Source organism: Pseudoalteromonas sp. SA25, assembly GCF_011378705.1.
GTDB lineage: Bacteria > Pseudomonadota > Gammaproteobacteria > Enterobacterales > Alteromonadaceae > Pseudoalteromonas > Pseudoalteromonas arctica.
This window is the reverse complement of the sequence record NZ_WTKV01000006.1, coordinates 167,511-180,051: the sequence shown is the minus strand read 5'-3', so window position 1 is coordinate 180,051 and position 12,541 is coordinate 167,511. Positions and strand designations below refer to the sequence as shown.

Sequence of the window (12,541 nt, the reverse complement as noted above, 5' to 3'; positions counted from 1 at the left end):
AGCCCTTAAGACGCATCTTGTGCGGCAATTGATACATCAAATGCGCCCGCCGCGCGCGAGGCATCCATCACCTTTATTAACATTTCGGTAGTGGCTTTTTTATCCGCTTGAATCACAACGCTACCTTGTGGATTTTCTGCTTTTAAACGCTCGATATTTGCTTGTACTGCGCGTACATCAATTTGACGTTTATTAATCCAAATTTCACCTGTATCTGAAATCGCCACAAGGATATTTGCACGCTCTTTTTTAACCGCTGTTGCGGCTTCAGGGCGGTTAACATCAATGCCGGCTTCTTTAACAAAAGAGGCAGTTACAATAAAGAAAATAAGCATGATAAATACAACGTCTAGCATTGGGGTCATGTTTATTTCTTCAGCTTCATCTTCTTGAAATAGGTTTCCTAACGGGGCTCTCATTTTTATTCTCCTAGGATGAGCGACTTTATATAAGCCGCTTATCAAAATTTTGCTTAATGGTCTAAAACCATGCTGTCTTGTAGTAGTTCTACTTCGCGCTTAGCTTTTCGTTGTAAATACGTTGAGGCAAATACCCCAGATAACGCACCTACCATGCCTGCCATTGTCGGGATAGTTGCTTTAGATACCCCTGATGCCATTGAACGCGCACTCCCTGTGCCGGTAATTGCCATTACATCAAACACTTCTATCATGCCCGTTACAGTGCCTAACAAACCAAGTAGTGGGCACAAAGCAACCATCACATTAATCAAAGAAAGATTGGTGTTTAAGCGCATACCTGCTCGCGATATCATCGCTTCGCGTATTTGCTCTGCGTTCCAACTATTACGTTCTGCACGGTTAATCCAATCGGTTTTCACACCCTGTTTATAGCTTCGAAAACCGTTGAAAAAGTAAATAAATCGCTCGAGTATCAATAACCACATCGCGAAGATTAACACCCCGATGACCAAGAGAACTTGGCCACCAGTGTCGAGAAAATCACGGATAGCATTGATTGAATCAATCAATAGCACCATGGTTTATGCTCCCTTCTCGCTACGCTCTGCGATAATACCGGCGCTCTGCTCTTGAATAGTTAACAAAATATTTTTAGCGCGCGTATTAAGTAAGGTGTATAAAAATACCGTTGGTATTGCTACCACTAAGCCTAGTACCGTTGTTACTAGTGCTTGAGAAATACCACCTGCCATAAGCTTAGGATCCCCAGTACCAAATAAGGTGATTGCTTGGAATGTATTGATCATGCCTGTTACCGTACCTAATAAACCTAACAGCGGTGCAACAACAGAGATGATTTTAATAAGTGTTAAATTACGCGTCACTTTTGGCATTTCACGTAAAATAGCTTCACTTAATTTAAGCTCAAGTGTGTCGTGTGAAACACTCGGAAATTGATCTTTTACTTTCATTACACGTCCAAGCGGATTGTCATCACGTGCAACTGAATCTTTAAGTTGACGACGAATTTTACCGCCCATAATCAATAATGAGAAAAAACGCTCCAGTGATATAAGGAGTGCAATAACACCCACGCCTAAAATCACATAACCAACAGTGCCACCTTGATGAACACGTTCTTGTGTATCGGGTGCTTGAACTAATAAACCAAGAATAGAGCCGCCTGTTGGGTCAAGTGCGAATTGCACCACACCGCTTTTAGTACTTTGAAGATCGTCTGCCGTTGCGGTAAAGCGCGATACGGGTTGGCGAGTTAATTCACTCAAAGAATTAGTCGAGGAATTAAACTCTAAATACTTACCGTTTGATATAAGGTTAAATGCACCCACTCGCACAACTTCTTGCTGTGCTTTAGTACCGCCTTCAACAATGACACTTGCGTTAAAACGACTTACCTTGCCTTGCTCGGTCATTTCGCGCTGTAATTCAAACCATACTTTTTCAATATCTTCTATTGAAGCAAGTTTTGAAGTTGAACCCATTTTTTGAGCAAGGTCATCCATAAACGTACTACGCCCAGCAATCTGGGCAGATATAATTGATGTCGCAAACTTATTACTAGAATCACCCGCTACTTGCTGTAACACGCCAAACAATTCTTTAAGGGAACCCATTCGTTTAGAAAGAGTGTCTGTTAAGTTAGCAAGTTTCACTTCGTTTTCTTCAAACTGCGTTTCTAAGCGCTCAGATTCCACCAGCATTTGATTACGCTTTGCTTGGGTATTTTTAAGCGTTTGTACTTGCTCGTTTTGACGAGCAGTAAACTCTTGTTCGCGCTGCTTATTTTGCTCGCTTTGAGCTGATTGACCATTTTCGAGCGTTTTAAGTAATGAATCTAGGTTCATTGGCTCTGCCGCTATACTTGCACCAGTAATGCTTAGGCTTGCAGCAAAAAGAGCTATTTTTGTCATTTTAGTAAACAATTTCATTTTTAACCTCTTATTCTGCTGCATGTACTGGCAGAGTTAACATATCTGGGGCAAGTTGCTTACGCGCAATACGTAAGCCTTTATTAATTTGGCTTATTGTAGAGTCTGGTAATGCTTCAAATGATTTTGTATCTGCATTCCAACTACCTGCTTTTTTACCATCGCGTGTTAAGTAAATAAGCTCTAAACGGCCAATGCGTAAAAAATCGACTTCACGCTCTTTGTCATCAACGTTTAAAAGGGCGGTATAGGCTTCAATAGTGCGCCCGTAGTCTACTTCTACTTGATAGGCTTCAAGTACACGGCGAAATTTTTCACTTGAATTGATATCAGCACGATTCATCATTTCATTTAAAGATGTAACACGCTTAGTGCGCTCATCAGCTAAAAATGGAATATCTAAAGATACAAACTGCTCAAGGCCTTCAATCATTCTAAGCATTAGCGGCGTAATTTGACGTTCAATAATAGAAACCTGATCCATGGACAGGTTTAAAGATTCCATCTCTTCTACTTGATTATTTAACTGTTTAGTTAGCTGAGCGTTGTAAACAGCTAAACCGTCAATTTCTTTATTGAGGGTTTTAAATTGCTGTAAACGTCCTTGCATTGAATCTGCAATCTTGTCTATTTTTGTTTGTGATTGCGCAGCTGATTTATTAATTTCACTGCTTTTATCAATAACCTTATCTAAATCGTTTGCGTGTACTGCTGCACTTGCGGCCACAATACCAGCTAAGATTAATGGTTTAACGCCTTTCATCGCATACACCTTTACTCGTTAGTTAGCGGATTTGCTAGTTTGTTTTTTTAGGTCATAAACTTCGTTATATAAATAATTTATGACTTAATAATTTCAATGAGCAGGAGTTTATAGATGAAACATGACAAGGATGTTGCGCAAAAAAGTCGCTTTTATGACAGTGGTAATAATTAAGACTTACGAGAGAGTTTTTTAAGATGATAAGAGCATTTGTTAACCAAATGCCCTATAAGCAGGCTGGGTTATTTTAAAATTGAATTAATTTGATTAAGGGAATAATGCCAATCGGTGTAATTTATTTCAATTGGGTATGCTTTATTATCTTTAATAAGCACTAGTGAGGGAAAACCTTGGATTGGTAATGTACGAACAAAGGATAACTCAGCTTTAAATTCATCATTAAGCTCGCTTGACGCTAGCTGCTCCGAAAACTCATCTTTATCTAAGCCAATTTTTTCAGCCAAACTAATTAATGTACTTTCATCAGACGGGTTTTGTGCGTTTAGGTAATAAGCGTGTTGAATAGCAGCCACCATTTGAGCTTCTTTACCCGCTTTACGCGCTATAAGTGCAGCTCTGCATGCGGGATACGTTGAACGCCTTGGCTGGCAATTACGCCAAAAATCATAATTAAATTGCGTACCTAACTGAGCTGAAATTTTATGCCAAGTGCCCTCAAGCATCTCTTTCATATTTTGTGGCATTGGGTCCTGGCTATCGGGTGCTAGGCCACCTACTTTATATTCAATTGCCACTTTACCAGCGAGCTCTGATTTTAGCTTAAGCCAGGTCGGTGAGTAACCCCAGCACCAGCTACACATTGGGTCATGTACATATATTAATTTACTTTGAGACATATTAATCCTTCAACTAGTTCGAGACGACACTATTACGACCAGCAGCCTTTGCACTATAAAGAGCTTCATCAGCTTGTTTTAACGAATCATCATAATCAGTTACTTTATTTACTTGGGAAATACCAACACTACAGGTGATTGAAATACGCTGCTTGTCATCAGTAAATATAACGTGCCCTGCAACAGCCTCTCGAAATTTGTTTGCTATTACAGTGGCTGTAGAAACAGTAACCTGCGGTAAAATAACAACAAACTCCTCACCGCCATAACGGGCTTTTAACGCAGTTGCCAAAAACTGAGATTCAAGGAGCTTGGTAAATTCAATCAATACCGTATCACCAAAATCGTGACCATGCGTATCGTTTAAAGACTTGAAGTTATCTAAGTCAATTAACAAAATTGAAAAAGGTAAGTACTGCTCTGGGCGTGTTTGGGCAAGCTTTAAAAAATGAGAGGTAATAAAACGTCTGTTTGCTATGCCAGTAAGGGGGTCGGTATAAGCATCTTGTTTTTGCTCTAGCGTAATATCGGCAATAGCCATGTGGCTTTTATGCCTAAAATACTCACCAATAAATGAGAATAAAAACACCATAGAAAAGGACGCTATAAATCGTGTTTTTTCTACATTGCCATAGCTAACTTGACCAAAATCAGGGCCGTATAAAATAACAATACAAGAAAACAGTAAAGTAAAACCTAACCAAGCACCTAATCTGACCCCTAAAGATGCAAACGTCACTACAGGATAAAACATTAGCCAATATAGCGCGGTGTTGTCTTTACCACCGGTATAAACAAGTGCAACAAACATCATGCACACGATGCTCATACTTATTAATGCCACTACTTGAAGATTACCCGTTTTTATAAAGTAGATAGAACAGCTTATATTTGTAATGTTAACGATAATTAATGAAGCAGTGAGTATCGGTGAGTAAACCTTATAATTCAAAAACACTAATACAGCAATAACCACAATTGATATCCCAATCATGGTAAATAAAGAAAACGCTTTGCGTTGCATGTCTGAGCTATAAACACTGTCGATATTTATTAGACTGAGCCAGTTTGGTTTATTCACATTTTTTTTAGTCATTAATTTTATACTTTAAACTTTTGGACCATATTTTCTAAGGCACTAAACTGCTGTTTTAGTTTGGTACATTCGTTAAGTGTGTCATTTAAGTTAGCCTTGCCTTGTATAGAAAGCGCACTAATTGTTTGAATATCAGTATCTAATAACTTAACAACTTGGTTTTGCTCATCGGTTGCACTGGCTACAGAATGATTTGCATCGTTAATTTGCTTAATAGCTTGTATAACATGACTCATTAAATTGCCGACGGCATCTGCTTGTTGTACGCTTTTTTCACTGTCTTGAAGGCTTGTTTTCATAAGCTCTACAGCAAGGTTTGAGCCTTTTTGTAACTGGCTCACCGTGTCTTCAATTTCTTGCGTTGATTGTTGAGTGCGGTGTGCTAATTGGCGTACTTCATCTGCTACAACGGCAAAACCGCGTCCTGCCTCTCCTGCTCTAGCGGCTTCTATTGCTGCATTTAGTGCCAATAAATTAGTTTGCTCGCTTACACCTTTAATAACTTCAAGCACTTGCCCAATACTGGCTGTGTGCGTATTTAAACTATTTATAGTTTGCTGAGCCTTCTCAATATTAGCTGAAAGCTGGTGGATGGTTGTAACACTGTGGCTTAATGCTTCTTGGTTTTGTGTTGAGTGCTCATCTGCATTTTTAGCAAGCTGCGATGCACTCTCTGCATTATTTGAAATATCCATTGATGTAGCTGAAAACTGGTTAATAGCCGCTGCAACACTATCGGTTCGTTTACTTTGATCATCATACATAGACAGCGATGAATGTGTTTGTGATACCAAGCTCTCAATTGCTGTATCTAATTGCTCTGTGGACTCTTTTACTTGCTCTATTGAATGCTGAATTTTTTCGATGAAAATATTAAATGAATGGCTTAAGTCGCCAAACTCATCATCATTTTCAACGGTTAAGCGCCTTGTTAAATCGCCTTCGCCTTGTGCTATATCTTTTATGGCATCGTTTAAACGGTTCATAGGCTGCATTAAATAGCGTAATAAAAGCTGCATCATAATAATGATAGTAATGATCCCTATCACCATAAAAACAGCCGCAGTTTGGCCAAAGTTAGAAACGCTGACATACGCTTTATCTTTATCTATGACAACACCTAGGTACCAATCTACGTTTTCAATACCACTGATTTTTGTAAACGAGATAAGCTTAGACTCTCCATTTATCTCGTATTGGGTAAACTCACTTTGCAAGGGCGTATTAGTACCAAAAATGTGTGATGTATTTTTTAAGTTTAACTTAGCATTAGGATGGCTTAACACTTGACCTTTGTTATCGAGTAAAAAACCATAACCGAGACCTAAAAAATCAATATCGTTAATAATTTTAGTCACGGTTTGCATATCAATATCGGCACCTGCAACGCCGCTAAACTGGCCATTTTGTAGCATGGGTACTACCGCTGAAATTGTAAGCTCGTTAGTTGTTACATCAATATAGGGAGTTGTAAAAGCGGTATTTGATTTGTTTTCGACTAATTTGTACCAAGGGCGAGAGGTCGCATCAAAATCAGCAGGTAAAACAACTGATTGATCGTTTAATATAAACGTGCCGCTGGATTTACCGATATACGTATTTTTAAAGCTTCCGGCAAGCTCTGCAGTATTTAATTGTGAAAGGGTGAGTGCTTTAGAATCATTAGCTTTATGGGTTTTAGCAATTGATATAACAATCGCCAACTTTGCATTTAACCAACTCGCTATATTTTGTGAAACAGATTCGGAATTTTGTTGTAATACTAGGCTTAACTGCTGCTCGGTTTGCTTGCGCATCGCAATGTAGTTATTAAAAGTAAATAACCCTAGCACCAAAACCAAAATTAAAGAGGCTGCAATAGTCACTTTGGAAGTAAATTTCAACGAGTTAAGCATATACATCCTTTTTATTATTTATCTTTATTATCCATACAGTTTTAGCAAAAATTTAGCTAAATGTCCTAATAAATAAGGCTTGTGACTAGGTTATTGTATAAAAATAAGGATAAAGGATTAAAAAACAAAAGGCTGTAGGGGGTAACTGATTAATATTGAAATAAATTGTGACTCGCATTAATTGCCTGTGGAACGTTCCTATTAAATATAGCTTTATAAGTGACTGAATACGTATTCAGTCACTCTTGTATAGTCTATTATTTCCACTTATTTGCTAAGCGAACAACATTTAATCCGTACCATGCGATAAATACATAACATAGCATTGGAACAAAAAAGCTTTGCTGTATATTTACTGTGTCAGCTATAAACCCTTGCAGTAATGGTACAAGTGCACCACCTACAATAGCTAAGCACAACCAACCAGAACCCTTACTGGTCAATGATCCTAGTCGCTCGATTGCAACTGAAAATATAGTCGGGAACATAATTGAGTTAAATAAACCAATTGCCAATACTGAATATAAAGCGACGTCACCTTGAGTAAAAATGGTGATCAGCAATAGCGCAATAATACTAAATGCATTAAATGCGATCGCCTTAGAAGGCGCTATTTTTTGTAATAATACAGAGCCAATAAAACGCCCTACCATTGCCCCGCCCCAGTAATAACTAATAAGTGCAGCCGCAGTATGCTCTTCAAGTCCTGCTATGTGCGCCTCACCAAAGTAGTTAACTAAAAAGCTGCCAATGGCAACCTCCCCACCTACATAACAAAATATAGCAAGTACACCCATAGTTAAGTGCGGTGCTTGAGTTAATGAACGAGATTCTACTGCAGCATTATTTTCCTCTTTATGGGCTTCAATTTCTGGAAGCTTTATAAAGGCAAATATAATAGCGATAAGTAATAAGGCACCAGCAAGCATTAAATAAGGCACTTTTACAGACTCAGCAGTTGCTGCAGAAGCAGCTAGACTACCTGCTGTACCAAAAAATAATAAACCACCTACATAAGGCCCAACGGTAGTACCAAGCGCATTAAGTGCTTGTGCCAAATTTAAACGAGAAGAAGCTGTTTTTTCGCTCCCAAGAGCAGCAACATAAGGATTGGCAGAAACCTGAAGCACCGTTACACCAGCGGCAAGTACAAATAAAGCGCTCAAAAATAGCCAATATTCATGTACTACAACAGCAGGATAAAACAACATGCACCCAATTGAAGCTACAATTAAACCAGTTAAAATCCCTTTTTTATAACCAAACTGCTTAACTAAAATCCCCGCAGGGATAGAAACAATAAAATAAGCACCAAAAAAGCAAAACTGTACTAGCATCGCTTCAAAAAAGCTTAAATCAAATACGCCTTTTAATCGTGGTATTAGTACATCGTTTAAAACAGTAATAAAACCCCATAAAAAAAATAGGGTCGTCATTGCAGTCAGTGGAAACAGATAATTTTTATTTGGCTGTTCGTTGACCGCGAATGATTGATTTGTATTTATTTCACTCACGTCGTTTTCACTCCATTAACAAGTTGAAAACGATTCTACATGTTTATATATAAATTAGTCAGCGCAACAAAGGAACGTTCCAATTTCATGGCTTGCATTGAGTATTTGTCGTATTGATAATACGGTCTATCTCGCCACTATTATGAAACTGATAAAGCCCTTCATTTATGTCCTCTAAGACTAAAAGCCATTTAGGTGTAAGCTTACTAATAGCAAAATATAAAGGGTTGTATTGCAGAGGAATGCTTTCTTGCTCAATAGAAGAAAGCAAAGATTGTTTTTCAGGTTTAGTTAAAGAAGAATAAGTTACAGAGAATTTAAAAACTTGAGGGTCGCCTATAATCAAATCAACACGTTTAGCAACCAGAAGCTGAACAAGCTGTATATCATCAACAGAGGTAATAACTTCAAACTCAGCATTGTCCATCATAGCATCAAACTCAGGCGTATTTTGATACCCACGAACAACACCAATCTTTTGCCCTTTAAGCGATTTTAAGTTTCCAGTGAAACGGTCTATATCGCCTTTCCTTTTTAAAAATGCAATTTCGCCACCTTTAAACGAATTAGATAAACCGAGTAATTCTCGACGTGTTTTACCATTAACATAATCGGAGGGGGCTGTATCTTCTATAAAGTATTCAGGCATTAATATATCAGCTTTGCCTAGTTCTACATTTCGTACAGCTCTTGCCCAAGGCAAAAATTCAATATATACGCTGTAGCCCTTACTATTTAATAGAGCAATTGAAAATTGATAAACCCAGCCTTTATTACATAAATTATTACCAATATAAGGAGGCCAATCGAGTGTGGCTAAATGGAGTGTTTGTTTGGGGTTTTTCGCTTCATAGAGCACTCCTGATTTGTGGTAATGTCCAGTTAAAACATGTTGAGTACCATTTTGATAATACTCAACTGATGTTTCAGCAAAACAATTACTACTTGTCAGTAATAATATAAAATAAAACCAGCGCATTTTAGTATCTATTTATGATTTATAATGTTTTTAAGCTTAGCCAAAACTAACATTTTTGCACAAATAAACCTTAACTAATCAGCTTTTTTGCCACCTCATTTTATTGTTTGTATCACGAGAGCTAATAATAGTATCGTCACTACTCTCAACGCCGCCTAATTTAGCTAAGCGATCATACAAAACAACATTACAGGTAGCCGCTAAGTTCATGCAGCCAATAGTTGGAATATATACCACTTCATCACACCACTTTAAAACGTCTTTTGGCACAGAGCCATCTTCAGGGCCAAAAACATAGAACGCATTTTCAGGGTGCTTAAACTCAGGTAAAGGTGTTGCACCTTCAATAAGCTCAATAACAACAACGGTTGCGCCCTCTGGTTTTACCGCTTCTAAACTATTGGTTTCAGTTAAAGGGATACGCTCAAGTGCGTTCTTGGTATCGGTATGAAACTTTTTAGCGTTTAAGTAACGATTACCGGTAAAAAACACTTGTTTGGCGTCGTAACAACCTGCTGCACGCAATACACCGCCAACATTAGTCGGGCTTTTAGGATTGATTAAACCAATTACCGCTTGTTGTTTGCTCATTACTCAGCGTCCTTTGTTGGCCACTCTGCGATGTACAAATCAAAGTCGTCTAGCTTTACATCGCAATCTTTTACTGTTTTGTCTTTTACAGAAATACCTAGCTCATGCATCTTTGTTTTATCGCCACTATTTAATAATGGGTGCCAAGAAGCCAAACCCCGGCCTTCATGTAAACGACGGTAACTGCAGCTTTGTGGCATAAAAAAGATGTCTTTAAGGTTTTCTTTTGTGAGTTTTACACAAGAAGGAACAAGCGTTTGGCGGTTTTCGTACTCGCTACAACCACAGGTGTTGTTATCAAGATACTGACATACTATATTAGTAAATATTAATTGCTCACCTTCGCGTAACTGATCGGTGGCGGTAAATTCGTCTTCATCTTCGCTATCAATAAACGTATTTAAACAACATTTTCCACATCCATCACAAATGGCTTCCCATTCGTTTTGACTCATGTCGCTTAAGCTTTTTTTAAGCCAAAATTGTGTATTTGCTAATTGTTGATCAAACATAGTTTACTCGTGCCCCCTAAAGAGCGCGCATTCTACCGTATTGCTGTAAATGGCGCAAAGCCAATACCCTTTCAAATTACAGGCTTTGCGCTACAAATTAGCTTTGAGATTTAACCCAACGCTTAATTTTTTCCTCAAGGATTGGCATTGGCAATGCGCCATCAATTAATATTTGCGTGTGGAATGCTTTAATATCAAATTTATTGCCGAGTTCTTTTTTAGAAAAATCACGTAATTCTTGAATTTTAAATTGCCCTAACTTGTAAGAAAGCGCTTGGCCTGGCCATGCTATATAGCGCTCTACTTCAGCAATTACATCACTTTTAGCCATAGACGAATTTGCAAGCATGTAGTCTATACCTTGTTGACGCGTCCACCCTTTTGCATGAAAACCAGTATCAAGCACTAAACGCATTGCGCGTAATTGCTCGTCTGATAAACGTCCGTACCACATATAAGGGTCGGTAAATAAACCTAGCTCTTTGCCTAAGCTTTCTGCATAAAGCGCCCAACCTTCTGCAAACACAGTGTAACCACCAAATTTGCGAAAATCAGGTAAGCCCTCTATTTCTTGCTGAAGTGCTATTTGAAAGTGATGGCCCGGGGCTGCTTCGTGAATCGATAAAGTTTCGAGTAAAAATTTAGGCTGCGCTTTTAAGTTATAAGCATTGATATAAAAAATACCAGGGCGAGAGCCATCAGGCGCCGGAGATGCGTATGATGCACCAGCTGCAGACTGCGCTCTGTATGCTTCAACAGCTTTTACAACGTAAGGTGCTTTGGGTGCGATGTTAAAAAGCAGAGGCAAACGTGCGTCTATTTTTTTCTTAACGTTTTCATATGCCGCAATTAACTCCTCGGGCGTGTCGTAGTAAAATTCATCTGAATCACGCAAATGATCAAAAAACTCAGGTAGCTCACCTTTAAAGCCCACGGTTTCTTTTACTTTTTTCATTTCGCTTAAAATACGCGACACTTCACTTAAACCAATGTCATGAATTTCATCTGCAGATAAGCTAAGCGTCGTGTTTTTCTTAATTTGGTATTCGTACCATGCTTTACCGTTTGGTAAGTCACTATAACCAACGCTTTCTCGGCTATTTGCAATATACTGATTAGCTAAAAAGTCACTCATGCTTTTATAAGCCGGAACTAAGTGCTGCATAATCAATTGACGATACTGCGCTGTAATTTTTTGCTTTTGCTGTGCGCTAAACGAGTCTGGTAATTTTTTAATTGGTCCCCAAAACAGTGAATCTTCGGCATTTTTAACTACATGAGCTGCAAATTGTGGCTGCAGTTTTTCAGCAAGTGGTTTTGGTAACGTAATACCTAGTTTAATGCCTTGTGCCATTGAGCGCTCTACACTGGCAAGCCACTTTACAAAACCTTCGCTACGCGAGATAAAAGCCGTGTAATCTTCAACGGTATTAAACGGCTGGGCACTTTGACCTGAACCAAAACCTACAAAGGTGTTATGCGCACCCGCCATTTGGTTAATTGGTAGTAAATAATCAGGAAACTGCATGCCTTCTAATTTAAGTGCAAGGTCGCGCTCTAATATTTCAAAACTTAAAAGCGACTGCCCTGTTAACTGTGCTTTATCGATAAAATTTAAACGCTGTTGATATTTTTTATAAAAAGCCGCTTTTTTAGCTCTATTTTTTTTTGAAATTACAGGCGTGAATTGATCGTTAAACTCGTTACGACCATTGTACGTTGCGCTGATAGGGCTATATGTAAGCGATTCATCGTAATACTGTGCAACAAGTACATCGAGTTGTTGCTCTGCTGAAAGCTCTGAAACAATACTTGCCGATGCGTTAACGGTATTTAACTGCGCACTGGTATTAGTGTGTGTACTAAGCTCAGTATTCATACAGCCACTTAAAGCAAACATAACGCCACTGGCAACTAATGCTAATTTAATTGATTTCATGATAATCCTTTTTAATATCGTTTT

Annotated in this window: 12 protein-coding genes; all 12 read right to left on the bottom strand. The window is 38.4% G+C overall.

Annotated features, from left to right (window positions below; all coding sequences use genetic code 11):
* Nucleotides 1–5: 5 nt before the first annotated feature.
* The 12 genes from GQR45_RS07130 to GQR45_RS07075 all read right to left on the bottom strand — a co-directional run bounded on the left by GQR45_RS07130 (nucleotide 6) and on the right by GQR45_RS07075 (nucleotide 12,517).
* Nucleotides 6–419: a biopolymer transporter ExbD gene (locus GQR45_RS07130; protein WP_004334764.1), complete on the bottom strand. Its 414-nt coding sequence runs from the start codon at nucleotides 417–419 to the stop codon at nucleotides 6–8.
* Nucleotides 420–472: 53 nt separating this feature from the next.
* The gene (locus GQR45_RS07125) at nucleotides 473–1,000 is read right to left on the bottom strand and encodes a MotA/TolQ/ExbB proton channel family protein (protein ID WP_024593980.1); all 528 of its coding nucleotides are present in this window, start codon (nucleotides 998–1,000) and stop codon (nucleotides 473–475) included.
* 3 nt (nucleotides 1,001–1,003) lie between these two features.
* A complete protein-coding gene (locus GQR45_RS07120) occupies nucleotides 1,004–2,371 on the bottom strand; it encodes a MotA/TolQ/ExbB proton channel family protein (protein ID WP_165725529.1) in 1,368 nt (455 codons plus the stop codon).
* A gap of 10 nt (nucleotides 2,372–2,381) precedes the next feature.
* Nucleotides 2,382–3,134 (bottom strand): DUF3450 domain-containing protein, encoded by a 753-nt coding sequence (locus GQR45_RS07115; RefSeq protein WP_008169959.1) that lies wholly within the window; start codon nucleotides 3,132–3,134, stop codon nucleotides 2,382–2,384.
* Between the two features lie 242 nt (nucleotides 3,135–3,376).
* Nucleotides 3,377–3,991: a DsbA family protein gene (locus tag GQR45_RS07110; RefSeq protein ID WP_165725528.1), complete on the bottom strand. Its 615-nt coding sequence runs from the start codon at nucleotides 3,989–3,991 to the stop codon at nucleotides 3,377–3,379.
* A gap of 13 nt (nucleotides 3,992–4,004) precedes the next feature.
* On the bottom strand, nucleotides 4,005–5,087 hold the full coding sequence (locus tag GQR45_RS07105) for a GGDEF domain-containing protein (protein ID WP_165725527.1): 1,083 nt from the start codon (nucleotides 5,085–5,087) through the stop codon (nucleotides 4,005–4,007).
* A gap of 5 nt (nucleotides 5,088–5,092) precedes the next feature.
* Nucleotides 5,093–6,982, bottom strand: a complete 1,890-nt coding sequence (locus tag GQR45_RS07100) for a methyl-accepting chemotaxis protein (protein ID WP_165725526.1) — start codon at nucleotides 6,980–6,982, stop codon at nucleotides 5,093–5,095.
* 257 nt (nucleotides 6,983–7,239) lie between these two features.
* Complete coding sequence (locus tag GQR45_RS07095; protein ID WP_007583255.1) at nucleotides 7,240–8,496, bottom strand: sugar MFS transporter; 1,257 nt, start codon at nucleotides 8,494–8,496, stop codon at nucleotides 7,240–7,242.
* Between the two features lie 85 nt (nucleotides 8,497–8,581).
* A complete protein-coding gene (locus GQR45_RS07090; RefSeq protein ID WP_165725525.1) occupies nucleotides 8,582–9,475 on the bottom strand; it encodes a transporter substrate-binding domain-containing protein in 894 nt (297 codons plus the stop codon).
* A 78-nt stretch (nucleotides 9,476–9,553) separates the two neighbouring features.
* Nucleotides 9,554–10,066: an RNA methyltransferase gene (locus GQR45_RS07085; protein WP_007583259.1), complete on the bottom strand. Its 513-nt coding sequence runs from the start codon at nucleotides 10,064–10,066 to the stop codon at nucleotides 9,554–9,556.
* Nucleotides 10,066–10,578: a YcgN family cysteine cluster protein gene (locus tag GQR45_RS07080; protein ID WP_024591051.1), complete on the bottom strand. Its 513-nt coding sequence runs from the start codon at nucleotides 10,576–10,578 to the stop codon at nucleotides 10,066–10,068. Before GQR45_RS07080 ends, GQR45_RS07085 begins: the two co-directional genes overlap by 1 nt.
* A gap of 97 nt (nucleotides 10,579–10,675) precedes the next feature.
* Nucleotides 10,676–12,517 (bottom strand): DUF885 domain-containing protein, encoded by a 1,842-nt coding sequence (locus GQR45_RS07075; RefSeq protein ID WP_165725524.1) that lies wholly within the window; start codon nucleotides 12,515–12,517, stop codon nucleotides 10,676–10,678.
* Between the last annotated feature and the right edge of the window lie 24 nt (nucleotides 12,518–12,541).

Coding starts and splice junctions, on each gene's coding strand:
- GQR45_RS07130 (WP_004334764.1), bottom strand. CDS start 419: ATGAGAGCCCCGTTAGGAAACCTATTTCAAGAAGATGAAGCTGAAGAA.
- GQR45_RS07115 (WP_008169959.1), bottom strand. CDS start 3,134: ATGAAAGGCGTTAAACCATTAATCTTAGCTGGTATTGTGGCCGCAAGT.
- GQR45_RS07100 (WP_165725526.1), bottom strand. CDS start 6,982: ATGCTTAACTCGTTGAAATTTACTTCCAAAGTGACTATTGCAGCCTCT.
- GQR45_RS07120 (WP_165725529.1), bottom strand. CDS start 2,371: ATGAAATTGTTTACTAAAATGACAAAAATAGCTCTTTTTGCTGCAAGC.
- GQR45_RS07110 (WP_165725528.1), bottom strand. CDS start 3,991: ATGTCTCAAAGTAAATTAATATATGTACATGACCCAATGTGTAGCTGG.
- GQR45_RS07090 (WP_165725525.1), bottom strand. CDS start 9,475: ATGCGCTGGTTTTATTTTATATTATTACTGACAAGTAGTAATTGTTTT.
- GQR45_RS07075 (WP_165725524.1), bottom strand. CDS start 12,517: ATGAAATCAATTAAATTAGCATTAGTTGCCAGTGGCGTTATGTTTGCT.
- GQR45_RS07080 (WP_024591051.1), bottom strand. CDS start 10,578: ATGTTTGATCAACAATTAGCAAATACACAATTTTGGCTTAAAAAAAGC.
- GQR45_RS07105 (WP_165725527.1), bottom strand. CDS start 5,087: ATGACTAAAAAAAATGTGAATAAACCAAACTGGCTCAGTCTAATAAAT.
- GQR45_RS07085 (WP_007583259.1), bottom strand. CDS start 10,066: ATGAGCAAACAACAAGCGGTAATTGGTTTAATCAATCCTAAAAGCCCG.
- GQR45_RS07125 (WP_024593980.1), bottom strand. CDS start 1,000: ATGGTGCTATTGATTGATTCAATCAATGCTATCCGTGATTTTCTCGAC.